This window comes from Rhodococcus sp. KBW08, assembly GCF_003852455.1.
Classification (GTDB): Bacteria; Actinomycetota; Actinomycetes; order Mycobacteriales; family Mycobacteriaceae; genus Rhodococcus_F; species Rhodococcus_F baikonurensis.
In genome coordinates this window covers 592,896-618,345 of record NZ_QAJJ01000017.1, presented here as the reverse complement: position 1 = coordinate 618,345, position 25,450 = coordinate 592,896, and the positions used below count along the sequence as shown (strand labels likewise).

Sequence of the window (25,450 nt, the reverse complement as noted above, 5' to 3'; positions counted from 1 at the left end):
AAGTGCTGCCGACCTAGGCTCGGGAGGGCAAGATGTCCAGCAATAACGGCTACACATTGGAATTGGCAACGTCGGAGGCATCAGTCGGCAGCAATGTGCCTATACAGTTTCGGATCCTGGATTCGGCGGGAACTCCGTTGACTCGGTACACCGATACCCACGACAAGCAGCTGCATCTGATCGTGGTCGGCCTGGACCTGACCGGATTCCAGCACGTGCATCCTGAATTGGATGAGAACGGAAACTGGCATGTGTCAGTAGATTTCGATCACCCAGGCGACTATCGAGTCTTCGCGGACTTCACGCCGGACGGTGGTGACGGAATCACACTGAGCGCAGATGCGCGCGTCGCCGGCTCCTACGAACCTCGGCCGTTGCCTGCCGCCGCTAGTGTCACGACGGTCGACGGGTACACCGTCTCTGTCGAAGGTGAAGCCCATGCGGGCCAGACATCGAAGCTCACACTCTCGGTCAGTCGAGACGGAATCCCCGTCACGGACTTGCAGCCCTACCTTGCCGCCTACGGGCATCTGGTCGCGTTGCGTGCCTCCGACCTCGCGTATCTCCACGTCCATCCGGACGGCTACCCCGGTGACGGCGTCACACCGGCCGGACCGGCAATCACCTTCTACGCCAACATGCCGAGCGCCGAGGATTACCGATTGTTCTTGGACTTCAAACATGGCGATGTGGTGCGTACCGCGGAATTCACACTGACTGCCGACAACGCGACCACGCCTGAGTCCGAACGCGCGCATCACGCCCACCACGGGCACTGAGACCGTATGCGTTTCGCAGCAGCGGGAAAACGGGTATCGCTAATCGCCATGCACCCATCTGTTCGTGCAGTAGCGAAGTGCGTGGCGATGTGCGCAGTGATTGCTCTGCAGGACAACGGAAGCCGAAGAGTATCCGCACATCGCCCCGGGAATGAGAATTGTTGCGACGTCACGCGTTGACGAACAGGAGGACACCGAATGTCGGAAGCGACAGAAGTTGGCAGCACTCCAGGTAGTGCCCCAGGCAGTGATACGACCGGCGATGCGTGCTGCACGAGTGATTCGCACGGCTACATCTCCGCCAAGGGCGACTACCTGGCGCGTCTGCGTCGTATCGAGGGTCAAGCGCGCGGTCTACAGCGCATGGTCGACGAGGACAAGTACTGCATCGACATTCTCACGCAGGTCTCGGCGATGACCAAGGCTCTCCAGGCAGTGGCCATGGGCCTGCTCGAGGACCACATCGGCCACTGCGTCGTCAAAGCTGCGGTTGCCGGCGGCCCCGAGGCGGACGCCAAGATCAAGGAAGCGAACGACGCGATTGCGCGGTTGGTTCGCTCGTAGAGCTGAGTTCGATGAACGTTGATACCGTGGTGGGCATGTTCAGAGTCGAGATCCGTCGTACATTCGCTGTGAGACAAGGGCTTCCGGCGCCGGTGCGGGACGCGAAGAACTTGCCGCCGCTGATGCCCGCCGAGGGTTTTCGCGTGACGATGCGAGCGGGGTTCTCGTTCGAGGACGACCAACTCGGAGAACGTGGATGGTTCGTAGACACGGACGCTCTGGACGAGTCCGTCGATCGATGTGCAGAGCGGTTGGCGGGCGGTGCCTGGCCGGAGATTTTCGATTTCCGCCCGTCTTTCGAGAACGTTGCGAAGTGGGCTTTCACTGAACTGGCGCCCAGCATTCCTCAGCTGGACTACGTCGAGCTCGACAACGAGACAATCGGTGTAACAACGAGATACGTCAGATCGCACTGACCTGACGTATCTCGCTGACGCACAGCGTTCGATCGATCGGACTACTGGTAGAGACGCAGTGCAGACCCGATGAAGGACTTACCGAACGCGAGCCCGGCCTTGTTGAAGTAGAAGCTCATGGTCGTATTCGCAAACGGGACTGCGGACACCGTTTTGGTGATCTGCGACTCGGCATCCGCCCACTCTGTGCACGCTGCGTCGCCGGTCAAACCGGAGGCCTTGGCCACTGCTGCTTCGTAGGCGGGGTTGTTGATCGACGAGAAATTCTTACCGGCTGCCGGGGCAGGTCCGGTGAAGAACGGGACGAAGCCGCTGGGAATCGAGTTGTTGATCTGGATCCACGCGATGTCCCACTGGTTGTTGTCCTTGCCACTGAGCATGACGTCGACAACCTTGTTCTGGTCTGCTCCCGTCACCTCGACGGTCGCACCGAGGTCGGACCATGCCGACTGAGTGAGTTCGGCTGCCGCGCTGCGTGCATCTTCGCCGGCAGCGTAGAAGAGGCGGAGGGCCAGCGGCTTTCCGTCCTTGCTTCGTTTTCCGTCCGAGCCGGCGGTCCAACCGGCCGCATCCAAGGTTGCCTTCGCTGCGCTGAGGTCGTAGTCCGGAATGTTGCCGGTGACGGAGTCGTACACGCAGGCGCGGGGTTCGACGCCGACAAGGCTTGTTGCGCGGGTGCCCTGGCCGGCAGTGATAACTTCAGCGAGATCGTCGAGATTCACAGCCTGGATGAGTGCTTTGCGAACGGCGGGATCGCTGGTGGGATTGGACGCGATCTGGTTGAAGTACATCTGACCGGAGGGCATCGGGCGATCGATCGAGGCGAAATTTGCGGCATCGATGCGATCCTTGTCCGGACCGGCGATCGGAGATGCGCTCAGTTCGCCCGAGAGAAGCTGGTTTGCTGCGGTGCTGACATTGGGTGCCATGACAGCGATGACTGTCTTGGGGACACCTGGTGTGTCGGAGGTGGTGTCGTCGGGGCCCCAGCTGTAACCGTCACGACGCTCGAACGTGTAGTGGTCATTGGCCGAGACCTCGGTGACTTCGAACATGCCGGAGCCCAGCGATTTGTTGTTCGAGGCGGTCGGATCCTCGAGTCCGGCATCGCACATGATCGGGAGGCGACTGATGGTGAGGAGGAGGAACGGGGTCGGCGTCGGAGTGGTGACCGTGATGGTGCGGGTGGCGAGATCGGCAGCGGCCGAAGCGCCGATGGGTACTGTGGTGCCGCGTTGTTGTGAACCCTTGGCCGGATCGGCTACGAAGTTGATGTTGTTTGCGACGGTCTGTGCGGTCAGCGTCGACCCGTCGGTACAGGTCACGCCTTCACGAATGGTGAAGGACGCGGAGGTCGGCGTTTCTTCCCACTTCTCGGCCAACCATGGTTTGAATTCACTGGTTTCAGGATCCTGGTAGACGAGGGAGTCGTACGCCAGCTTCGAGATTTCCGCGGTTGCCGCAGAGCCGGACATGATCGGGTTGAGTGCACCCGGATCGGCTTGCAACGCGTACCGGAAGGTTCCGTCTGTCAGAGGCTCACCGCCGCCAGAGCCCGAGGACGTGCCTCCCGAGCTGCAAGCCGACAACACGAGCGCGAGCCCCGCGGTCGCGGCAAGCGTCGAATAGGAGCGGTGTTTCATTGTGCCTCCGTGAAGGAGCCGGGGCCCCGGGACGAATCGTGAGGGCGCAGTCGAGTGTGACCGCTAAATCTTGGCGTAGGACGTGACGGGCATCTCGGTCGATCTTCACGAAAATTGGGCGGATTTTTGTTCGATTTCACGAAGGTTGAAGGTTTGGTTCAGTTCACGGGGAGTCGAGGTCACTTCGTCGTGGCCACTCGGTCTCCGTGAGCACGGTTGCTGGAACTGACCTCAACGGGGAGGTGGGGCCGAGACCGTGGAGGTCTTCGTCGTCGTCGATCTCGGACCAGAATTCGTCCACCGAAACATCAAGGCCGAGAACGATCCACGGCGGTCCGGCTTCTTGAAACGCGTACGAGACGGTCCCGGTGCGCGGAACTGTCGCATCGAACAGTCGGTCTCCGACGGGATAACCCTGCTGCTCGCCGACCAAAGTCAAGGTCGTCGGATCGAAGGATGCCTCGCGCAGCATCTTCTCGACGGTGCGGTCGAAACTCCGCTGGGTGCTGAACTCTTCGTCCGGGCTCGAACCGCTGAACTCGGGAAAATGCGCGCAACACAATACGTGTGAGCTCTCCGAGTTGCAGTACAGGCGAAACACGGGAAATCCACCGGCCACGAAGCGTGACGCTAGCAGAGCGTCGAGGTGGAGAAGTTGCTGTTTCAGCAAAGATCGTTGCGTGAATTGTGAGAGGTGTTCATCCTGGATGAATGAGCCACGAACACGACAATCACCACGAGAACTCCGACACGACCGAGAACCCGTACGCCAAGGCGGACGCACAATTCTGGAACTCGCTGTACGAGGAACGCCCAGCGCGCTGGAGCGGAAATCCCAACCCACAGTTGATTGCGGAAGCCTCCGACCTCGAACCGGGCACTGCACTCGACGTCGGTTGCGGCGAAGGTGCCGACGCTTTGTGGTTGGCGCGTCGCGGGTGGAAGGTCACCGGCACCGACATCTCGTCGGTTGCGCTCGGTCGCGCCCAGGCTCACGTCGAGGGCGAGGGCGTCGACATCGAATGGCTGGAAGCCGACCTGACGAAGTGGGATCCGCAGGGGCGCTCGTTCGATCTGGTGTCCGCGCAGTTCTTCCACATGCTCGAACCCGCGCGCGGGGAATTGTTCCGTGCTCTCGGAGATCTGGTTGCGCCGGGCGGACATCTGCTGATCGTGGGTCATTCACCCCACGAGTCGCCGACCGAGCACCATCGGGCAATGCTGCATACCCCGGAATATGTGGAGTCGTTGTTCACGGATGGGTGGAAGGTGTTGGTCTCGGAGTCGCGGGAACGAGATCTTCCCGCGAACCCCGAGATGCATCACACCACGGATACCGTTGCGCTGCTTCAGCGATTGAGCGCGAGTACCGACAGCAGCTCGTAAGCGACGTGAGCCGCTGCGATACCGGTGATCTCGGCGTGGTCGTACGCCGGCGCTACCTCGACGATGTCGGCGCCGACCACGTTGAGTCCGACCAATCCGCGCAGTGTGTTCAACAATTCGCGAGAGGTCATGCCGCCCGCTTCGGGTGTTCCGGTACCCGGAGCGTGGGCGGGATCGAGTACGTCGATGTCGACGGAGACGTATACCGGGCCACCGTCGAGGCGCTTACGCATGCGCTCGACGATGCTGGCGACGCCGTCGACCTCGTAGTCGTCACTGCGGATCACCTGGAAGCCGAGAACGCGGTCGTCTTCGAGGTCCTTCTCGCTGTAGAGCGGTCCTCGGATACCGATGTGCTGCGAACGCTCCATGTCGATCAGGCCCTCTTCGCTGGCGCGGCGGAAGGGCGTGCCGTGGGTGAAGGGCTGGCCGAAGTACGTGTCCCACGTGTCGAGGTGAGCGTCGAAGTGCAGGACGGCGATCGGGCCGTGATCGCGGGCCAGTGAGCGCAGGATCGGCAGTGCGATGGTGTGGTCGCCGCCGAGCGTGAGCACGGATGAACCGTCGGCACGCAGGTCGGTGACGGCGGACTGAACCGTCGTGAGAGCTTCCTGGATGTCGAAGGGGTTGACGCCGATGTCACCGAAATCGGCTACCTGCTGGTTGGCAAAGGGGGAGACCTTGAGCGCCGGGTTGTACGGACGCAGCAGCTTCGACGCAGCGCGGATGTGGCCCGGACCGAAACGAGCGCCGGGGCGGTAGCTGACACCCGAATCGAAGGGAATGCCGAGGATCGTCACGTCGGCGCGCGAGACCTCGTCCAGGCGCGGGAGACGCGCAAAGGTGGTCGGCTCGGCGTAGCGGGGGACGCGCGTGGCGTCGACGGGTCCGACGAACGATCCGGGGTTGTTGGTAGCCATGTGCAGAGGTCCCTGCTCTCGATTCGGCGCACACCGGGCGCCCTTCAGTGATGTAGCTCTCTGAGCAAGTATGGTTTCTTCAAGAGGCTCGGTTGTCAACCCCTGTTTCCTGAAAGGGACACGGCGGTCGTGAAGGAGTGGGTTCAGTGGCCAAGGCGAAGGAAGCGGTCGAGCCGGTCGGTCCGCGCATCGGAGCGAGGCTCAAGGCGGCACGTCAATCGAAGCGGTTGACGCTCGACGACCTGGCCGAGGCCTGCGGTGTGACCAAGGGGTATCTCTCGAAACTCGAGCGCGATCACGTCAATGCGTCGGTGGCAACCCTGATCAAAGTGTGTGCGGTACTCGAGATCCCTGTCGGATCCCTGTTCGAGAACGCATCTGCCGGTGAAGTGGTTCGTGCCGATGCCATGCCGCAAATCAGCTTCGGCGGCGAAAAGATGACGGAATACCTGCTCACGCCTACCAACGAGCGTCGAATTCAGGTGCTGCTCGGCGAGCTGGAACCAGGCGGCGGAAGTGGTCAGGAGTTCTACAGTCTGCCGATCGACGTGAACTTCGTGCACGTGCTCGAGGGCGGCTTGCGGGTCTCGTTCGAGGGCGGTCGGACAGATCCGAACGGTGAGGCCGTCGACGCCGAGGACGTCGTGCTTGCGGCGGGCGATTCCTTCACATTCACGCCGACGCACAACCATAGTTTTCAGGCCGAAGGCTCGGTTCTGGCGAAGGTTCTGTGGGTCTTGAATCCGGCATTGCCGGAAGGGCCACGCGCGTCGCCTTCGTGAGGCTCGAATCCGTGAATGTTGATTCTTAGGAAACAAGAGTTGACATGATTGGCGGCACCCGTCACGCTGGTAGTTGTCCCCGTCACACACACCGTCGAAAATTGGCGTCACGGAACTCCTGAAGGAGCGCACCATGCATGTCGATTCAGTTCGAGTTGGCCTGTTCCAAGGTCCGCTCACTACACCGGACACCTTTGCGTCGGTGGAGTTCAACCTCGCTGCGATCGACACCGCTGCCCGTGAGGCTGCTGAGTCCGGCGCGAGGATCCTTCTGACCCCGGAGATGTCTGCAACCGGCTACGACATCGGCGAACTGGTGTCGCTGCGTGCGGAACCGGCCGACGGCCCGATCTTCGATTCCGTCGCCGAGATTGCTCGCAGTGCGGGCATCGCAATCGTCTACGGCTACCCCGAACTCGACGGGGGAGATGTCTACAACAGTGTGCAGGTGGTGGGCCGCGACGGCACCTCGCTTGCGCACTACCGCAAGACGCATCTGTTCGGCACGCTCGACCGTGAGCACTTCCGGCCAGGTGAGACCTTGGTGGTCGGGTTCGATTTCGAGGGTATCCGCTGCGGATTGTTGATCTGCTACGACGTGGAGTTTCCCGAAGCGGTTCGGGCGCACGCCGACGCCGGTACCGAATGGCTCATCGTGCCGACAGGCTTGATGACTCCTTACGAACACATTGCGCAGCAAGTGGTTCCGGCCCGCGCCTACGAGAGTCAGATGTTCGTCACCTACGTCAATCGCTGCGGTGCCGAAACCGAGCTGACCTACTGCGGTCTCTCGTGCGCCATCGCACCAGACGGTGTCGAGTTGGCGAGGGCCGGCGGCGACCAGGAATTGCTCTTCGCGGACATCGCCGCCGCCACCGTCGCGCAATCGCGCACTCTCAATACACATCTCGACGATCGACGCCTCGATCTGTATCCAGACCTTCCTGTCACGACTGTCTCCAAGGAGAACCGTAGATGACCATCCCAGTAGCTCCGGACAGTTCCTCGGAACCCGGCAAGCAGCCGCCCCTCACGATGTTCGGACCGGATTTTCCGTTCCCGTACGACGACTACGTTTCCAGTCCGGCGGGAGTCGGCTCGGTGCCCGACCTGGCACTGGGTACCGAGGTTGCCGTGATCGGTGGCGGACTCTCCGGCATGATCGCGGCCTACGAGTTGCTCAAGATCGGTCTCAAACCGATTGTCTACGAAGCCGATCAGATCGGCGGCCGGATGCGGTCGGTCGAGTTCGACGGGCACCCCGGGGTTGTCGCCGAGATGGGCGCAATGCGTTTCCCGCCGTCGTCGACGACGTTGTTCCATTACCTGAACGAACTGGGTCTGCAGACCGAAGAGTTCCCCAATCCCCTTGCCGAGGTCACACCGAGCACGGTCATCGATCTCAAGGGTGAGAGCCACTACGCGCACACTCTCGAGGATCTGCCGCCGATCTACACCGAGGTGGCGCAGGCCTGGCAGCGCACTCTCGAAGAGCATGCAGATCTGATTCCGTTGCAGCAGGCGATTCGTGACCGCGACACCGCAGAAATCAAGCGGATCTGGAACGACCTCGTGGTGCGCTACGACGACCAGACGTTCTACGGATTCCTCGCCGCGTCGAAGCACTTCAAGTCCTTCCACATGCGGGAAGTGTTCGGGCAGGTCGGATTCGGTACGGGCGGTTGGGATACCGATTACCCCAACTCGATCCTCGAAATCCTTCGTGTGGTCATCACGGCCGCCGACGACGACCATCGCGGCATCGTGGGTGGATCGCAGCAGTTGCCGATGCGGTTGTGGAACCGCGCCCCGGCGCAGATGGCGCATTGGCCTGCCGGTACGACGGTCGCTTCGCTCAACGACGGCAAGACCCGTCCCCGCGTCACCGAACTCCGCCGTACCGAGCCCGGCAACATCACGGTCACCGACTCCGACGGGTTCATTCGTACCTATGCGAGTGCCGTTGTGACAGTGCAGAGTTGGATGCTGCTCAACAACATCAGGTGTGACGACGACCTGTTCCCGATCGACCACTGGACTGCGATCGAGCGGACTCACTACATGGGTTCGACCAAGGTGTTCGTGCTCGTCGACCGCCCGTTCTGGAAGGACAAGGATCCCGAGACCGGGCGTGATTCGGTGTCGATGACATTGACCGACCGCATGAGTCGCGGCACATACCTGCTCGATCAAGGTGAGGGCAAGCCCGGCCTGATCTGCTTGTCGTACACCTGGTCGGACGACTCGCTCAAGCTGCTGGCGCTCGACGCCACCGAGCGCATGAACATCATGCTGCGCTCTCTCGAAGAGATCTACCCGGGCGTGGACTTCCGCAGCCACATCATCTCGAGCCCGGTGACGCTGTCGTGGGAGACCGAGCGCGACTTCATGGGTGCGTTCAAGGCGAATCTTCCGGGCCACTACCGCTACCAGGAACGCCTGTTCTCGCACTTCGTGCAGAATGATCTCGAACCGCGTCATCGGGGAATCTTCCTCGCCGGTGACGACGTGTCGTGGACCGCCGGCTGGGCCGAGGGCGCGATCCAGACCGCGATCAACGCGGTGTGGGGTGTCGTCAACCATCTCGGCGGCGCTGCGCCTACCGAGAACCCCGGACCCGGCGACGTGTTCGAGGAGCTCGCTCCGATCAGGTTGGGCGACTGAGCTCACCGCAACTGCCGAAATGTCGTGCCCGATGGGGGTTGGTACTCCTATCGGGCACGACCTCTTTCCGGTGATCCACGCAACACTGGAAAGTGTTCGGATCCAATAATTTCCAGGAGGGTGTTCAATGGCGAGCACATCATCGGCGACCAAGACCGCAGCTGCAGAATCGAGATCGGCAGGCGGTGATCGATCCGGTGACCCGGCGCTCGAACTGGTCGCCGAATTGGCCGCAGCGGGCCAGCGACTCGTCTTCCGTCAGGGTGACAACCAGAACAGTGACGATCTGACTTGCGTGGTGCTGTGGCCGTCCGGAGAGCCCTCCCTCTCCGATCTGTGCGAGAACTTCGAGTCTCTCGGACTCCGAGTTTCGACGCACCGCCCGCTTCCGACCGTTCTGGGTTCGGCGCATTACTTCACCTTCGAGCCGAGCACCTTCGACGGCAGTGCGCTGGAGAAGATGGCGGACGCCTTCGAAGCCGTCATCGCCGGACAGACCCGGATGGACGCGTTCTCCAGTCTGATCGGACGAGCAGACATCACCTGGCGCGATGCAGAGTTGCTGCGGGCTGCGTGCCGTTTCCTCGCTCAGGCTCGTATCGGTTTGTCCGAGAGCTACATCGTCGGAGTGTTGGCAGCGAAGCCACTCTTCGTACGGCAGGCGATCGAACTTTTCACCGCGCGTTTCGACCCCGCCGTGGCGGGTGTGCGTGAGACAGCTGTGGCTACCGCAACGGCAGCCATCGACGAATCAGTCGACGGTGCAGACACTCTCGACGAGGACCGTGTTCTGCGCGGCGTGCGTTCGTTCCTGCAGGCGACTCTGCGCACCAACTGGTACCTGCGCGGTGAGAGTGGCGAACCGCTGCCGTACGCGTCGTTCAAGATCGACTCGCAGTTGCTCTCCACTCCGCAGAAGACCGTTCCCTTCCGCGAGATCTACGTCAGCGCACCCAATGTCGAAGGCGTGCATCTGCGTAGTTCCTCCGTCGCCCGTGGTGGCCTGCGTTGGTCGGATCGATACGAGGACTTCCGCACCGAGGCTCTGAGTCTCATGAAGACCCAGAGCGTGAAGAATTCGCCGATCGTTCCTTCGGGAGCCAAGGGCGCGTTCGTGGTTCGAGGCACGTCGTCACCGACTCCGGCGCAGGTGCAGGAGTCGTACAGCACCTTCATTCGCGGCCTGCTGGACGTGGTGGACAACATCGTCGACGGCGCAGCAGTACATCCGGCCGAAGTGATCGAGTACGACGGTGAGGACTCCTACCTCGTCGTGGCTGCCGACAAGGGGACAGCACGGTTCTCCGACGTCGCGAACGGCATCGCCGTCGAGCGTGGTTTCTGGCTCGGCGACGCTTTCGCTTCCGGCGGTTCGGCCGGCTACGACCACAAGGCGATGGGCATCACCGCTCGCGGCGCCTGGGTAGCGGTACGACGCCACTTCGCCGAGCGCGACCTCGACGTCGACACCGATCCCTTCACTGTCGCGGGCATCGGTGACATGTCCGGCGACGTGTTCGGTAACGGAATGCTGCTCTCGCGCAAGATCCGTCTGGTCGCGGCATTCGATCACCGCCACATCTTCATCGACCCGACCCCCGACACCGAGACGACGTTCGCCGAACGCGCTCGACTCTTCACCGTGCCGCGCTCGTCCTGGGACGACTTCGACCGCACCGTGATGTCGCCGGGTGGTGGCGTCTGGCCGCGCAGCGCGAAGTCGATCCGCCTTCCGCTCGAGGCGCGTGCGGCCCTCGGAATCACCGAGGAGAAGCTGACCCCGCAGGAACTCATCCGAGCGATCCTGTGCGCTCCGGTGGACCTGTTGTGGAACGGCGGCGTCGGTACCTACGTGAAGGCGTCGACCGAAAGCAACGTCGACGCGGCCGATCCGTCCAACGACGCAGTTCGCGTCAGCGCGGACGAGTTGCGTGCGACGGTGGTGGGTGAGGGCGGCAACCTCGGTTTCACCCAGCGTGCTCGCATCGAATATGCCGCTGGCGGTGGCCGAATCAACGCCGACTTCATCGACAACGCCGCCGGCGTTGCTACCTCGGACCGTGAAGTCAACATCAAGATCGCACTCGCAGAGTTGGACGCGACTGCGCGCAACGAGCTGCTCGCGGCGGCGCAGGACGAGGTGGCCGCATCAGTACTCGAGGCCAGTGAAGATCAGACCCTCGCGATCAGCCTGGCCGAGCACCGAGCTCCCGCACTGCTCGATCAGCACGAGCGGTTGATCGAGAACCTGGTCTCGGCGGGTGCCATGAAGCGACTGGAAGAATCTCTGCCCGACGCCAAGGCGCTGGCGGTCAGGGCGCGTGCCGGTCAGGGTCTGCTTCGACCGGAACTTGCTGTGCTGGTGGCGCAGTCGAAGAACGTGCTGACAGCGGAATTGGGGGCCTCGACCGTCCCGGACAATCAGATTTTCGCCGGTCGCCTTGCCGAATACTTCCCGCTCTCCGTCGTCGAGGCCGCACCGGACGCAGTTCGTGCACACCGGTTGGGTCGCGACATCATCATCACCTCGGTGGTCGACGAACTGGTCAACCGCGTCGGCCCCGGCGTGCTGTTCCGGCTCGAGGAACATCTCGGAGTTCGCAGTCCGGAAGCGGCTCTCGCTTACGCGGTGGTCAGCGAAGTGCTTGGTACCGAGGACCTTCGACGCGAAATCCTGAACTCGGATCGCAGTGCCACCGAGCAGTTGAAGGCTCTCGATCGGTTGCAGCAGTTGTTGGAGTCCGAGATGAGCTGGGTGTTGCGCCGCCCGGGCGCTGCCGGACGCTTCACCGTGAACCCGCGCGCCGACATCGATCGATGGGCAGCTCCGGTGCGAGCTCTCACCGAAGGTTTGTCGGCCGGCGACCGTATCGAGGCGTCCTTCGGAGCGCTCGCCCTGGCGGACATTGCCTTGCAGGAGAATACGACGGTCGCGGCCGCTGCCGCGATCTACCGGGAACTCTCCGACGCTCTCGACCTGGGTGATGTTCTCGGAGGCGTCGACGTTGCCGTCGGTGCCTCGCATTGGGAGGTCATGGGAAGCGCCGCCGTGCATGCCAGGTTGACGGCGCGTTTCGCGGATCTCGTGTCCGGAGCGCTCGGTGAAGGTGTTCCGGACGTAGTCGAGTTGTGGACCGCCGCCAATCCGCAGGCGGTGCGCCGGTTCACGGCTTTGATGTCGAGCGTGAGTCGCAGCGGAGCGCTGGACACGGCACGACTGTGCACGGTCGACGCCGAACTCGAACTGCTCGTTCGCGGTGCGTCCAGCTTCGCTTCGGTGCACGCTGCGGAGCGCTCAGCGGCCCTCCCAGGCGAGTAGTGAGAGCAGCAGTTCAGCTCTGACCCTGGCCTGACCGAGGTCGCATTGCAGCAGTTCTTCTATGCGCGCGATGCGACCTCGGAGGGTGTGCCGGTGAACACCGAGTTCGGCTGCCGCCGACTCCCATTGGCCGTTCGCCTCGAGATAGGCGCGCAACGACGCGACCAGGGCCGTCCCGTGTGTCTGGTCGTGTTCGGTCAACATCGGGATGGTGTCCGCAGCCATTGCGATCAGTGCCTCGCGGGCAGGCTCGGACGCCAGAATTGTCGACCCGCTCAGAGCGTCGAACTCGAGAATGCGCGCCGTGGCCGTCGTGAGGTTGGCCGCGGCGCGGGCCTGGACGAGTGCGCGGGGTGCGTCGAGAAGGCGGTGAGGGGTGCTGATTCCGGCACGCACAGCTTTCGCTTCGGTGGGGGAGAGCTGCGCCAGTAGCGTTTTGGCCGTGTCGATGGTGTCGGTTCCGCGAAGGAGTACGGTCAGCGCGCCGTCCTCGGATTGTGCGAACAGTGGCCGACCTGCCCGGGCGAGAGCGTTGTCGAGTTCGCGAAGGACGGGGCCGAGTCCGGATCCGCGAACGTGGACGAGGCGAACGTTGCCGTGTGTGTCGCTCGCTTCGTCCAGGTACGACGGCACACCGTCCTCGGGGATTCGGCCGTCGAGCAGAAGCCCGAAAGCCATGGCATTGAGTCGGGTTCGCTCGGCCCGCAGGCGAACCGGCTTCTCGAGTTCGAGGGTGAGCAACGAGACGGCATGTCCGAGCAGCACCCTGTCGATGTTGCTCAGGGGCCCGGCTCCCGCCATGGCGAGGTAGCCGTGCCAACTGTCGGTCACTCCGACCGGTGACAGCGTCAGCGTCCGCTCGGGTGTGCTCTGCGAGATCGACGCCGGAGAGTTGGGATCGCGGGTGGTGGCCGCGACCGCACGAACCTCGGTGATCAACGACTTCTGGTTTGCCGGATGCACCGCGGTGATCCGATCACCGACAAACGCCACCGAAGTTTTTGTGGCCGTGGCCAGTTCACGCACGATCGCCGACACGCCACCACGCAGTGCAACGCGGGTGATGCGTGTCTGTACTTCTGCGGCGCGCAGGACCGATTCGTATTCCTGCTGGCTCAGGCGAGTCATCACCGCGCGCGTGACCGCCGCGAACGGGGTCGTGAACGGCACTTCCAGCAGGGGGAGTCCGCGACCGCGGGCTGCGGCAATCAGGTCTGCGGGCACACTCTCGTGGGAAAGGCCGGTCCCGAAACCCAGAGCCGATACTTCTGCGGCGGCCAGACGGTCGATGTACTCGCTGTAGTCGGTGGCGTCGGCGCCCACCAGTGCCAGCCCGGTGGTGAGCACCAACTCACCGCCGGAAAGCCACGGTGTGGGGTCCGTCAGCTCTGTGGCCTGCGCAAACGTAACGGGATGGGTGGCAGCTGCTCGGTCGGTGAGCAGGGCCAGCGAGAGGTGTTTCTGGCGCAAGAGCCACGAGATCGGAACCGTCACCTGATCAAGGCTAGCTGTCGTTGCCGATATGGAGTAGCCCGGAAGCTCCGGGTATCCATTTCGGCAGTGCTGGCCGTGCTTCGCGCGTCGCATACTCGAATGCAATACACAACCGAGAGGGTGGTCACATGAGTGCAATCGAATACCGGCTTCCGCAGGAGCGTCGCATCGTCACGGAGTTCCCGGGCCCGCGCTCGGCTGCGCTCGCCGAACGCCGTAAGAAGGTCGTCGGCGCCGGCGTCGCATCCACCCTTCCGGTCTACGTCGCCGACGCAGACGGTGGAGTCATCGTCGACGTCGACGGCAATTCGCTGATCGACCTCGGTGCCGGTATCGCGGTGACCAGCGTCGGTGCTTCCAACCCTGCCGTCGTGTCCGCAGTTCAGGATCAGGTCGCACACTTCACCCACACCTGTTTCATGGTTGCTCCGTACGAGGGCTACGTCGAGGTCGCCGAGCGTCTCGCCGAACTCACCCCCGGTGACCACGAGAAGCGTTCCGTGCTGTTCAACTCCGGCGCAGAAGCTGTCGAGAACGCAGTCAAGATCGCCCGTCACGCAACCGGTCGCGACGCAGTCGTCGTCTTCGACCACGCGTACCACGGCCGCACCAACCTCACGATGGCACTGACCTCGAAGTCCATGCCGTACAAGAGCGGCTTCGGTCCGTTCGCCCCCGAGGTCTACCGCGTCCCGATGTCCTACCCGTACCGCGAGGGCCTCAATGTCGACGGCTCCAAGATCACCGGTGAGCAGGCCGCACAGCGCGCTATCACGATGATCGAGAAGCAGGTCGGCGCTGCCAACACGGCCGCCATCCTCATCGAGCCCATTCAGGGCGAGGGCGGATTCATCGTTCCCGCAGAAGGATTCCTCCCGACGCTCGTCGCGTGGGCCAAGGAGAACGGCGTCGTCTTCATCGCCGACGAGGTTCAGGCAGGCTTCGCTCGTACCGGCGCCTGGTTCGCCAGCGATCACGAGGGCATCGTGCCCGACCTGGTCACGCTCGCCAAGGGCATCGCAGGCGGCATGCCGCTCGCCGCTGTCACGGGCCGCGCCGAGCTCATCGACGCCGTCCACCCCGGCGGCCTCGGTGGCACCTACGGCGGTAACCCCGTCGCCTGCGCCGCTGCATTGGCGTCCATCGACCAGATGCGTGAGCTCGACCTCTGTGGCCGCGCACGCACCATCGAGTCGACCGTCGTCGGCCGAATGAACGCACTGGCAAAGGAACTCGACGTCATCGGTGACGTTCGCGGCCGCGGCGCCATGCTCGCCATCGAGCTGGTCAAGCCCGGTGGGCAGGAGCCGGACGCAGACATCACCAAGAAGATCGCCGCCGAATGCCTCGCTGCCGGCGTCGTGATCCTCACCTGCGGTACCTACGGCAACGTCATCCGTCTGCTCCCGCCGCTGGTCATCTCCGAAGAGCTGCTCGACGACGCGTTGACCGTCCTCGAGACCGCCATCCGCACTGCAGCACAGGGGAACTGACATGTCCAACGTCTCGGATCTTCTCGACTCGGTCCCCAAGGGTCTCTGGCTCGGCGGAAAGCTCGTCCCGGCCGAGAAGACCTTTGCGGTCTACAACCCGGCAACGGGTGAGGAGCTCGCCCAGGTAGCCGACGCCACCGCTGCCGACGGTATCCGCGCGCTCGACCTCGCCGCTGCGGCGCAGGAAGACTGGGCGGCTACTCCGGCACGTGTACGCGGCGAGATCCTGCGCACCGCCTTCGAATTGCTGCATGCCCGCGCCGAGGACTTCGCGTTGATGATGACCCTGGAAATGGGTAAGTCGTTGGCAGAGAGCCGTGGTGAGGTCAACTACGGTGGCGAATTCCTGCGCTGGTTCAGCGAGGAAGCAGTTCGCATCGGTGGACGTTTCACGCAGGCTCCTGCCGGTAACGGTCGCATCCTGGTCACCAAGGAAGCGGTCGGACCGGTTCTCGCGATCACGCCGTGGAACTTCCCGCTCGCGATGGGCACGCGCAAGATCGGGCCGGCGCTGGCTGCCGGTTGCACCATCATCGTCAAGCCCGCCGAGGACACGCCGCTGACCATGCAGCTCCTCGGTCAGGTGTTCGCCGACGCCGGTCTGCCCGACGGTGTGCTCTCGATCCTCCCGACGTCCGATGCGGCCTCCATCAGCGGACCGCTCATGGAGGATTCGCGTCTGCGCAAGGTCACCTTCACCGGCTCCACCGGCGTCGGAAAGCTGTTGGTGCGCAACGCCGCTGACAAGCTGCTCCGCACGTCGATGGAACTCGGTGGCAATGCGCCGTTCATCGTCTTCGACGACGCCGACATCGACGCAGCTGTCGACGGCGCCATGCTGGCGAAGATGCGCAACGGCGGCGAGGCCTGCACCGCGGCCAACCGCATCTACGTCGCCAACTCCGTCCGCGAGGAGTTCACCGACAAGTTCACCGCCAAGGTTGCGGCCTTGAAGGTGGGCGCCGGTGACGCCGAGGGCACCAACATCGGCCCGCTGATCAACACCAAGCAGCTCGCAACCGTCACCGGACTCGTCGACGACGCCGTGTCCAAGGGTGCTCGCGTTCGCACCGGTGGATCGGCACCCGAAGGCCCCGGCTTCTTCTTCACCCCGACCGTTCTGGACCAGGTGCCCGCCGATGCGCGCCTGCTGAAGGAAGAGATCTTCGGACCCGTTGCGGCAGTAGTCGGTTTCGACACCGAAGACGAAGCGATCGCGGCGGCGAACAACACCGAGTACGGCCTCGTGGCGTACTTCTACACCCGCGACATCGACCGTGCGATGCGCGTTTCGGCCAAGCTGGACACCGGCATGGTCGGCGTCAACCGCGGCGCGATCTCCGATGCTGCGGCGCCGTTCGGTGGCGTCAAGGAGTCGGGCTTCGGCCGTGAAGGCGGAACCGAGGGTATCGACGAGTATCTCGATACCAAGTATGTAGCGCTCTAACTTGCTGTGCGCCTTTATTAACCGCGGGCGGTTAATAAAGGCGCACAGTTGTCTACTGACCTAACGGAGTGGGGCGGTAGTACTTGCCCTCGTGGTAGAGCAGGGGTGCGGCAGCCGATTCGTCGTCCTCTTCGGCGTGAACCCGCGTGACGAGTCCGATGACCAGAGTGTGATCTCCGACGGGGATCAGCTGGTCGACCTTGACGCGCATCCAACTGGGGGTGCCGTGCAGAACCGGCTCCCCGGTGTCCAGTACCGCCCACAGCGACTCGTCTGCAAAACGTTGATCTGCACTCCGCGCAAAGCGCTGGGCCAGATGTTGCTGATGCTCGCCGAGAAGATGGATCACCAAGGACTCGGCGGCCTTGAGTGCATTGATGCTCGACGACGTCTCCGCGATGTTGAACGAAACGAGCGGCGGCTCGAGGGAGACGGACGAGAACGAGGTGGCGGTGAAACCCACCGGGCCGGTACCCGAATCGAGGGTCACGACGGTGACACCTGCGGGGTGGCGGCGAAGCGCTGCGCGGTAGTCGCCGGCGCAGATGCCGGTGGACAACTCGGGCGTCGCCGCTACTTCGGGGACGTCGGGGGTGGTGTGGCTGGAAACGGCATTCGGCTTGTCAGACAACGGGAACTCTCCGGCTGGAACTCGAGGTGTGCGGTGTGGTCGAGGTGACTGCGCTCGGCATACACAGACATGCGTCGGTGCGGCACAGATCTACGTGTCGTCGACGCCAGTGGTTACCGGCCGGGGTCCTGGTTGCAGTGCACATGGTGCGTCCAACTATAGGTGGACGCACGTCTGAGTGGGTTCGGACCGGGTTGGCTGAAGCGCGTCAGTCCATGTCGACGGCGAGGCCGGCGGTGATTCGGAGGAGCTCGGAGTACGTCGTGCGAAAGACCGTGTTCGGGTGCCCGGCGGCCGCCCACAACTCGGGGTACTGCTCGAGGGCGGTATCGATGTAGGTGGGCAGGTTGGTGGGATGCCCGAGTGGCGCGACCCCACCGATCGGCTGACCTGTCGCCGACTTCGCCATTTCCAGCGGCGCCCGCGTGAGCTTGCCTTCGAGGCGTTCTCCGGTTGCCTTCAGGTTGACCTGATGTGCGCCCGACACCAGCAGCAGGACCGGGTCGTCGTCGAGAAGGAACACGAGCGACTTGGTGATCGCGCCTACCTCCACCCCGACGGCCGCCGCTGCCTCGGCCGCGGTGTGCGTGGCTTCGGGCTGCGTGACGATGACGCCGTGGTGACCCCGCGAGATCAGTGTTTCGGCGACGTGCGAGGCGTTGGGGTGGAGGAGGCTCGTCATGAGTTCAGACTAGGACTAGTCGGCGTTCGCCACAGCTGGAGTCGGCGTCGTGTCGGTGGACTTTCGGTTACGACGGATCGTGAAGCCGAACAGCATGACCGCACCGATCAGCGCGTACAGGAAGAGCGTCAGAGCAGGCTGGCCGACGCCGACGTTGTTGAAGTAGACGATGCTTCGCACGCCTTCGGTACCGGCGCCGGGTGTGATCCATCGGCCGATGGCGGCATAGAACGACGGAATCACGTTGGAGCCGAATGCGCCTCCCGCACTGGGATTGCCGAGGATCACGAAGACGGCGATGGCCAGCGGGACTGCCAGAACGCCGATGGCGGCGCGCAATCCGAGCGTGAACATGGCGGTGCCGAACACCACGGCTGTTCCCAGGATCCAGAGCGGGAACCAGTGGCCGGCGAAAGTTCCGAGCACGTGCGAGGTGATGAGGGCGCCGAGGGCTCCCGAGATGATCGAGTAGATCGCGATCACGCCCGTGTGTGCACTGGCCTGGCGGAGGGTCTTCGGCGCACCGATGAACAGTCCGATGGCTGCCGCGAGGAGATAGCCGCCGACGACCCAGCCGACCGAGAGATAGAAGCCGGAGAGGCCGCGGTTGTCGTGCGCTCCGACGGGGATCTCGTCGCGGACGACGAACTGTCGGTCCTGCGTCGCCTCGACCTTCGTGAACACCGCTTCGAGTGACGACGCGATGGAGCTGCCGCCCGCGCTCGCGGTGATCAGGGTGTCCGGTCCGGCCGGATTGATGACAAACGCGCCCTGGATCTCGCGGTCGTTGATCATGCGTCGAGCGGTCGCCGTGCTGTCGACCACCTGAGCGTCGAGCGGGCTGCCGTCGATGGCGTTGAGTTTGTCGGCGATCTGCTGGTCCATACCGTCGGGTGTGCCCTGATCGGCGATGACCGCGATTTCGATGTCTCGCGGAGTGGGCTGATGGAAGGCGGCGACGTAGCTGAGGATGAAGCCCATCTGCAGCAGGAGCACGCCGACGAACAGCGCGGCCATCACCTTGGGTGCGCCGTACTTCACGAGCAGATTGTCGTGGTGGTGTTCGTCGTGGGTGGAGCTGTTGTCTGGTGCGGCGTGTGCCGGATGCGTAGTGGTCACGAAAGAGTCCTGATCTCTTGTCGAAAGTAAAGAGCTTGTCAATACCCGAGGTATTGAATACTCTAGGTATCGTGACTGAATCTCGTCAACCGGACTGGACGCCGGTAACCCGCCCCGGACGCGACGTGGTGCGGCAAAGACTGCTCGACGCTGCGGCGGAAGAGTTTGCGGAGCGCGGATTCAGTGCTGCACGTCTCACTGAAGTTGCTCGCCGAGCGGGCTTCACCAAGGGGGCTGTCTACTCCAACTTCGAGTCGAAACAGGATCTGTTCGCAGAACTGTTCGCGCAACGGTCTCTGGAACTGGCCGGCCGTGTGCTCGCCGAGATCGCCGGGATGAACCCGGCCGATGCGGCGGGCAAAGGTGGCGAGGCCATTGCGACGTGGATGGTCGACGACCCGGGGTGGTCACTGCTCGTCCTCGAATTCGGAGTGCTCGCCGGGCGTGATCCGCAGATCGCTCAGGCGTACTTACGTGAGCGTCGCCACTTGCGCAGTCAACTCGTGGAGTTGATCGGCGAACGTGCCCGTGAATGGGGAGTGGACAATTCCTTCGATGTGCGGACCACCGCAATCTCGTTGATGGCCTTGATATCCGGGCTCGTTCTCGAACACTCGGTGGATCCGGAAGAAGTTGATCAGAGCGTCATGGGTGCCGCCGTGACGGCACTCTTCGCCGGTGCCGTCGCACGGGCAGGATTGCCCGCCGTCTGAGTTGCTCGGTTGACAGGCAACAGATTTGAGAACTACCCTCTGGGTGCAGTACCTCGTTAGGTGAGGCTTCTGCACGAACACAGGCCACTGATCTCACGACGTCGAGAGACGCCCAAGGTTAGGACAGATCTCCCCGGCTTAAGGGGTGATCCAAAGTGGCTTCCCGGATTCGATCGGGACACGTCGTGCAGTGCCAAAACTCGGACGTGGAGGTGTTTTCGCAGCTTGATGCCGGTTTCTTCCGGCGAAGGCGAGAGTACGTCGATATTCGGTTCTCCTGACGTGTGCTGTGCGCACACAATTGTGGCGTCATCGGACGCCCTAACTTTCAGGAGGTGACCATCGTGGACGACCCGCCGAGTCGATATTCGACCCATCCTTCTGTTCTTGCCGACGATGCTCACCCCGGTCTTTTGCTCTTCAGTCACTGACTCTGTGCATCCTCGGTTTCATCTGCGCGGCTCGCCGCGTCCGCTGACGACTTCCATTGTCGCTCAGCGCATTCTGCTGCCCTCATGTACTGGCATGGTCAGGCGTGTTCGGGCAGCCGAGGAGATTCGTCATGTCATTTTCCGTTCTCGCATTGCGGCCACGGCCCACGAGAAACAGCGCACAACAAGCACATTCAACGGTCCTGGCCAAGGAAAGCGCACAGGAATTGGTCGACTACTCGGCTTCGGACACGCGCACCGTTCTCGCAGATCTGACCACGACGGCCAACGGCCTTCGCGACGATCAGATCGACGATCTTCGTCGGCAACACGGGCGCAACGATGTCCGCCACGACCGCCCGGCACCGGCGATCGTGCAGTTCGCGCAAGCCTTCAAGAATCCGTTCATCCTGATCCTGGTGTTCCTCGCCCTGATCATGGTGGGGACCGACGTGGTCTGGGCGGACCCCGAGGACGGTCCCTCCTACGAGGGCATCATCACTCTCGGGTTGATGATCTTTGTCAGTGTCTCACTGAGGTTCTGGCAGGAATACCGTTCGAGTCGCGCCGCCGAGGCGCTCAAGGCGATGGTCACGACGACCGTCGCGGCCACCCGCAAGATCAACAACACCGTGGTCACGGCGGAGATTCCGATCGAGCAACTACTGCCAGGTGACGTGGTCCAGCTTGCCGCCGGGGACATGATCCCGGCCGATGTCCGCATCATTCGGGCCAAGGATCTACAGGTCAATCAGTCCATGCTCAGCGGTGAATCGATGCCGGCCGAGAAGTCGGCGGAACCGTCGTCGGGAATCGACGTCGATCGGCTGCTCGAAGCCGAGAACATCGGGTTCATGGGTACTTCCGTCGTGTCGGGCAGCGGCACCGCCGTCGCGGTGCACACGGGCAAGCGGACCTACTTCGGTGCCATGACAGCACAATTGGCCTCCAAGCGACCCGAAACCAGCTTCGACGTCGGGGTGCGCAGCGTCAGCTACCTGCTGATCAAGTTCATGCTGATCATGGTTCCCGCGGTGTTCGTCATCAACGGACTGACCAAGGACTGGAGCCAAGCACTACTCTTCGGCGTCGCAACCGCAGTGGGGTTGACTCCGGAAATGTTGCCGCTCATCGTGACTGCGAACCTGGCCAAGGGTGCGCTTCACATGTCGCGCAAGAAGGTGATCGTCAAGCAGATCAACGCGATTCAGAACTTCGGCGCCATGGACGTTCTGTGCACGGACAAGACCGGAACTCTCACCGAGGACCGCATCGTTCTCGGTGAACATCTCGATACTGCCGGACGCAAGTCCGAGGACGTGTTGCGGCTCGCGGCAGTCAATTCCGTGAATCAGACCGGATTGCGCAGTCTTCTCGACGACGCGGTGATCGAGGCCGCCGGTCCCGAAGTGATCGAGGAGATCTCGCGTCGGCACGGGTTGGTGGACGAGATTCCCTTCGACTTCAAGCGTCGTCGGCTCTCGGTGGTGGTCGATCACGGTGACGCCGATCTGATCGTCACCAAAGGTGCAGTGGAAGAGCTTCTTTCGGTCTGTGAATCGGTTGAACTGGACGGGGTGACCCACCAGTTGACGCCGGGATGGCTGGCCCGAGTCGACCGACTGGTCGCGGAACTGAACGGTCAGGGTAAGCGAGTGCTTGCGGTGGCGACCAAGGTCGTTGTCGACGAACAGCGACGCGAGTACTCAACTGCCGATGAAGAGGGCATGACCCTGGTCGGGTTGCTGGCCTTCCTCGACCCGCCGAAGGAATCTGCGGCCGGGGCGATCGAAGCTCTCGCGAGTCACGGCGTCGCCGTGAAGGTGGTGACGGGTGACAACGAACTGGTCGCCGAAACCGTTTGCGGCAAAGTCGGTATCGATGTTGGAACTGTCGTGTCCGGAGCCGAGATCGAAGCGTTGAGCGACGACGCCCTCGACGAGTTGGTGCAACGGACAACCGTCTTCGCGAAGACGGATCCGATGCAGAAGGCACGCATTGTCGAATCGCTGCGCCGGGTCGGCCACACGGTTGGTTTCCTCGGTGACGGTGTCAACGACGCACCCGCACTTCGGGCCGCGGACGTCGGGATCTCCGTCGACACAGCGGCGGACATCGCCCGCGAATCCGCGGACATCATCTTGCTGGAGAAGGACCTCGGCGTACTCGAACAAGGAGTCATCGAAGGGCGTCGCACCTTCGGAAACATCCAGAAGTACATCAAGATGACTGCGTCGTCGAACTTCGGGAACGTCTTCTCGGTGCTCGTCGCCAGTGCGTTGCTGCCGTTCATCCCCATGATTCCCGTAGTTCTGTTGTTGCAGAACCTGATTTACGATCTCTCGATGCTCACGATCCCGTGGGACCGTGTCGACGACGACTTCCTCGCGAAGCCACGCAAGTGGGAGACCAAGAGCCTTCGCCGGTTCATGGTGTTCATCGGCCCGATCAGTTCGATCTTCGACATCTCGACCTTCGCGCTGATGTGGTTCGTGTTCGCCGCCAACTCTCCCGAGCATGCGGCGTTGTTCCAATCGGGCTGGTTCATCGAGTCGTTGATCTCGCAGACGCTGATCGTTCACATGATCCGCACCCGCAAGATCCCGTTCATCCAGTCGCGCGCTTCGCTGCCGGTACTGCTCAGCACGGGCGCCGCCTGCGTCTTCGCGCTGGTGTTCCCGTTCACGTCCTGGGGCCATTCCCTCGGGTTGGTTTCACTGCCGTGGAACTACTTCCCGTGGCTGGTCCTCACTCTCGCGGCATACTGCGTCGTCACGCAGGTGGCCAAGGGAATGTTCATCCGTCGATTCGCGACCTGGCTCTAGGAGTTCACCGTGGAAATCCACGTCATCCTTGTGCGGATAGCGCTCGGGCTCGTCCTCGGCGCTGCCGTCGGGATCGAAAGGCAATGGCGCGCAAGGATGGCGGGTCTGCGAACCAACGCGTTGGTGAGCTTGGGTGCGACGCTCTTCGTGATCATGGGCGCGTACGGGTTCGAGGGGCCGGACGCTGATCCGACGCGCGTCGCAGCGCAGATCGTCTCGGGGATCGGCTTCCTCGGTGCCGGGGTGATCATGAAGCAGGGAGCCTCGGTCACGGGCCTGAACACCGCCGCAACCTTGTGGGCCACGGCCGCCGTCGGCGCGCTGGCAGGCGGCGGAATGTACTGGGTGGCGGTGTTCGGAGCCGGTGCGATCATGTTGGCGAACACATTGTTGAGGCCGTTGGGCCGGATGATGGATCACCAGCCTGCCCGCACCGGGCGCGAGGAACCGCCGGCTGATTACACCTTCGAGGTGACCTGCCACGGTGACGCCGAAGCCCACATCAGAGGGCTTACCGTGCAGTCCATTTCGAGGCCGGAGTTCCAACTGCGGTCAGTGCAGTCCTTCGACATCCCGGACAGCGACCGCGTGCGGGTGGTGGCCGAACTGGCTGCGGCGGAGCGTGACGACGGACTTCTGGAATCCGCCGTCAGCCGGCTTAGCCTGGAACCGTTGGTAACTCACGTTCGGTGGGAGGTGGAGCCGTCGAAGTAGATTCGAGGTCTCGGTCAGCTAGCGTGCATGTTCCTGCGGCGCAAGAGAGTTCCCCGGTGCGATGTCCGCGCAGTTCGACGGCGCAGGCTTGCCGTTCAATCGGTCGTCGACCCAAGCGAGCGCACCGGGGAGCCAGAGCATGGCGCCGAGGAAGTGGCTGATGGTGTCGTACTGGTCGTACTGAATCGCCAGACCGGCGTCGCAGTACTTGCGTGCGAGGCTGCGGACGTCGCCCGTGATCATCACGCCGTCACCTGCTCCGACACCGGGGCCGCCGGGTTGGGTGCCCTCGATGGTTCCGTTCGCTGCCTGCGCGATGAACATCGGAATCGTCGGTGTCGCGGCAGTGCCCATGTTGATCTTGTTCACGACATCGACGTACTCGGGAACCGTATTGGGATCCGCGTACTCGGGTTTGACCAAGTCCTGCCAGGTCAAACCGGGATATTGCGCCAGCACATTGCCGATGGACGCGTCTTCGAGTCGAGCCATGACGTCGCGTCCACGGTCGCTGAGATACTTCCCGAAATCGATGTCGTACGAACGCGCAACGCCGACAACTGCCATGCCGACTACGCCGCCCCACCCGATGCTTCCGCTCGCGTAGCGAAGGTTGTTGGCTGGATTGACCAGCACGCCTCCCTGCGCGGCACCGATCAAGTTGTCGTTGATCTCCGGTGCATATGCGGGAGCGAGTATCGAAGCCCAGTTGGTGGCGATCGCTCCGCCGGAGTAACCCATCAGCGCGATCTCTGCGTCGTCGGTGATTCCGGTTTCCGGGACATCACGGGCGGCACGCAGAGCGTCGAGCGTCATCATCCCGTATTCGGGTCCGGCAGCGAAGTTTGCATCCGGGCCCTCGGTGTCCGGGACGACGATCGTGTAGCCCAATGCGAAGAGCGGCCCGAACAAGGCTGCCTCGATGGACGTGAAGGTACCGCCGATGTTGAAGTTGCGTCCGCTGGGCGTCCAGTCACCGATCGGGGTGTTGCCCGCGATCGCGCGAGACGGACTGTCGTCGGGGTTCAGGGAATCGTAAAAGGACTGGTACGAAACAACTTTGTTCGGTTGAGCGTTGGCGGGGCGCAGGATCGAGGTGACGTTGGCGGACGGTTGTCCCAGGGCGTCGGTTGATCGATAGAGAACCTGCACTGCCTGTATCGGGGTCGGGACGTTGAGCACCGTGTACGGCACGGTGCGAGTCTCGAGGACTGCGCCGGGAGCGTACGACGAGAGGGGCGTCGCGCCGTCGTAGCTGTAGAAACCGTCATCAGGGGACTGGGCAAGAGCCGGCTGTGCGAGCGCTACCGGTGCGCCGACGCCTGTCAGTGCGACAGCGAGTACTCCGACAACTGTGCGAGATAAGACCCTTGACGACATACTCGTCCTCCACATTGGTGTGCCACGCCCCACCCTGAGATCGCGGTG

The 25,450-nt window shown here is 63.0% G+C and carries 21 protein-coding genes and 1 riboswitch; of the genes, 13 read left to right on the top strand and 8 right to left on the bottom strand.

The window, feature by feature from the left end; all coding sequences use genetic code 11:
• Positions 1 to 32 precede the first annotated feature (32 nt).
• The 3 genes from DBV08_RS23475 to DBV08_RS23465 all read left to right on the top strand — a co-directional run bounded on the left by DBV08_RS23475 (position 33) and on the right by DBV08_RS23465 (position 1,759).
• Positions 33 to 779: a hypothetical protein gene (locus DBV08_RS23475; RefSeq protein WP_124569003.1), complete on the top strand. Its 747-nt coding sequence runs from the start codon at positions 33 to 35 to the stop codon at positions 777 to 779.
• Positions 780 to 977: 198 nt separating this feature from the next.
• Complete coding sequence (locus DBV08_RS23470) at positions 978 to 1,343, top strand: metal-sensitive transcriptional regulator (protein ID WP_206029789.1); 366 nt, start codon at positions 978 to 980, stop codon at positions 1,341 to 1,343.
• A gap of 35 nt (positions 1,344 to 1,378) precedes the next feature.
• Entirely contained in the window at positions 1,379 to 1,759 is a 381-nt protein-coding gene (locus tag DBV08_RS23465) for a 6-carboxytetrahydropterin synthase (protein ID WP_260395724.1), read from the top strand.
• A 41-nt stretch (positions 1,760 to 1,800) separates the two neighbouring features.
• Here the strand turns inward: DBV08_RS23465 and DBV08_RS23460 are convergent, their stop codons facing one another.
• Positions 1,801 to 3,402 (bottom strand): ABC transporter substrate-binding protein, encoded by a 1,602-nt coding sequence (locus DBV08_RS23460; RefSeq protein ID WP_124569001.1) that lies wholly within the window; start codon positions 3,400 to 3,402, stop codon positions 1,801 to 1,803.
• Positions 3,403 to 3,565: 163 nt separating this feature from the next.
• Entirely contained in the window at positions 3,566 to 4,021 is a 456-nt protein-coding gene (locus DBV08_RS23455) for a hypothetical protein (protein ID WP_260395723.1), read from the bottom strand.
• Between the two features lie 92 nt (positions 4,022 to 4,113).
• Between DBV08_RS23455 and DBV08_RS23450 the strand changes: the two genes are divergently transcribed.
• Positions 4,114 to 4,788, top strand: coding sequence for a bifunctional 2-polyprenyl-6-hydroxyphenol methylase/3-demethylubiquinol 3-O-methyltransferase UbiG (locus tag DBV08_RS23450; protein WP_124568999.1), 675 nt, complete (start codon positions 4,114 to 4,116; stop codon positions 4,786 to 4,788).
• Here the strand turns inward: DBV08_RS23450 and speB are convergent.
• Positions 4,752 to 5,708: an agmatinase gene (gene speB, locus DBV08_RS23445; RefSeq protein WP_124568998.1), complete on the bottom strand. Its 957-nt coding sequence runs from the start codon at positions 5,706 to 5,708 to the stop codon at positions 4,752 to 4,754. The two genes, DBV08_RS23450 and speB, sit on opposite strands and share 37 nt — an antisense overlap.
• Positions 5,709 to 5,854: 146 nt before the next feature.
• Between speB and DBV08_RS23440 the strand changes: the two genes are divergently transcribed.
• The 4 genes from DBV08_RS23440 (at position 5,855) to DBV08_RS23425 (ending at position 12,473) form a co-directional block, all read left to right on the top strand.
• Entirely contained in the window at positions 5,855 to 6,490 is a 636-nt protein-coding gene (locus DBV08_RS23440) for a helix-turn-helix domain-containing protein (protein WP_020968310.1), read from the top strand.
• Between the two features lie 133 nt (positions 6,491 to 6,623).
• Positions 6,624 to 7,469 carry a carbon-nitrogen hydrolase family protein gene (locus DBV08_RS23435; protein ID WP_124568997.1) on the top strand — a complete coding sequence of 282 codons (846 nt, stop codon included), beginning with the start codon at positions 6,624 to 6,626 and terminating at the stop codon, positions 7,467 to 7,469.
• A complete protein-coding gene (locus DBV08_RS23430; protein ID WP_124568996.1) occupies positions 7,466 to 9,154 on the top strand; it encodes an NAD(P)/FAD-dependent oxidoreductase in 1,689 nt (562 codons plus the stop codon). Before DBV08_RS23435 ends, DBV08_RS23430 begins: the two co-directional genes overlap by 4 nt.
• Before the next feature lie 127 nt (positions 9,155 to 9,281).
• Positions 9,282 to 12,473, top strand: coding sequence for an NAD-glutamate dehydrogenase domain-containing protein (locus DBV08_RS23425; protein ID WP_124568995.1), 3,192 nt, complete (start codon positions 9,282 to 9,284; stop codon positions 12,471 to 12,473).
• Here DBV08_RS23425 and DBV08_RS23420 read toward each other — a convergent pair.
• On the bottom strand, positions 12,450 to 13,967 hold the full coding sequence (locus tag DBV08_RS23420) for a PucR family transcriptional regulator (RefSeq protein ID WP_124568994.1): 1,518 nt from the start codon (positions 13,965 to 13,967) through the stop codon (positions 12,450 to 12,452). The genes DBV08_RS23425 and DBV08_RS23420 overlap by 24 nt on opposite strands.
• Before the next feature lie 128 nt (positions 13,968 to 14,095).
• Here DBV08_RS23420 and gabT point away from each other — a divergent pair, with 128 nt between their 5' ends.
• On the top strand, positions 14,096 to 15,460 hold the full coding sequence (gene gabT, locus DBV08_RS23415) for a 4-aminobutyrate--2-oxoglutarate transaminase (RefSeq protein WP_007727077.1): 1,365 nt from the start codon (positions 14,096 to 14,098) through the stop codon (positions 15,458 to 15,460).
• 1 nt (position 15,461) lies between these two features.
• Positions 15,462 to 16,907, top strand: coding sequence for an NAD-dependent succinate-semialdehyde dehydrogenase (locus tag DBV08_RS23410; protein ID WP_095970785.1), 1,446 nt, complete (start codon positions 15,462 to 15,464; stop codon positions 16,905 to 16,907).
• A 52-nt stretch (positions 16,908 to 16,959) separates the two neighbouring features.
• Here the strand turns inward: DBV08_RS23410 and dszD are convergent, their stop codons facing one another.
• The 3 genes from dszD to DBV08_RS23395 all read right to left on the bottom strand — a co-directional run bounded on the left by dszD (position 16,960) and on the right by DBV08_RS23395 (position 19,339).
• Positions 16,960 to 17,538: an NADH:FMN oxidoreductase DszD gene (gene dszD / locus DBV08_RS23405; RefSeq protein WP_003941189.1), complete on the bottom strand. Its 579-nt coding sequence runs from the start codon at positions 17,536 to 17,538 to the stop codon at positions 16,960 to 16,962.
• A 208-nt stretch (positions 17,539 to 17,746) separates the two neighbouring features.
• A complete protein-coding gene (locus DBV08_RS23400) occupies positions 17,747 to 18,220 on the bottom strand; it encodes a YbaK/EbsC family protein (RefSeq protein ID WP_019746727.1) in 474 nt (157 codons plus the stop codon).
• A gap of 15 nt (positions 18,221 to 18,235) precedes the next feature.
• Entirely contained in the window at positions 18,236 to 19,339 is a 1,104-nt protein-coding gene (locus DBV08_RS23395) for a hypothetical protein (RefSeq protein ID WP_095970787.1), read from the bottom strand.
• A gap of 71 nt (positions 19,340 to 19,410) precedes the next feature.
• Here DBV08_RS23395 and DBV08_RS23390 point away from each other — a divergent pair, with 71 nt between their 5' ends.
• The 3 genes from DBV08_RS23390 (at position 19,411) to DBV08_RS23380 (ending at position 24,022) form a co-directional block, all read left to right on the top strand.
• Positions 19,411 to 20,052 (top strand): TetR/AcrR family transcriptional regulator, encoded by a 642-nt coding sequence (locus DBV08_RS23390; protein WP_124568993.1) that lies wholly within the window; start codon positions 19,411 to 19,413, stop codon positions 20,050 to 20,052.
• A gap of 45 nt (positions 20,053 to 20,097) precedes the next feature.
• Positions 20,098 to 20,271: riboswitch (M-box (ykoK) riboswitch) on the top strand.
• A gap of 343 nt (positions 20,272 to 20,614) precedes the next feature.
• Complete coding sequence (gene mgtA / locus DBV08_RS23385) at positions 20,615 to 23,308, top strand: magnesium-translocating P-type ATPase (RefSeq protein WP_095970788.1); 2,694 nt, start codon at positions 20,615 to 20,617, stop codon at positions 23,306 to 23,308.
• Positions 23,309 to 23,317: 9 nt separating this feature from the next.
• Positions 23,318 to 24,022: an MgtC/SapB family protein gene (locus DBV08_RS23380; protein ID WP_095970789.1), complete on the top strand. Its 705-nt coding sequence runs from the start codon at positions 23,318 to 23,320 to the stop codon at positions 24,020 to 24,022.
• An 18-nt stretch (positions 24,023 to 24,040) separates the two neighbouring features.
• Here DBV08_RS23380 and DBV08_RS23375 read toward each other — a convergent pair whose 3' ends face one another.
• A complete protein-coding gene (locus DBV08_RS23375; RefSeq protein WP_124568992.1) occupies positions 24,041 to 25,402 on the bottom strand; it encodes a lipase family protein in 1,362 nt (453 codons plus the stop codon).
• Positions 25,403 to 25,450: the final 48 nt, after the last annotated feature.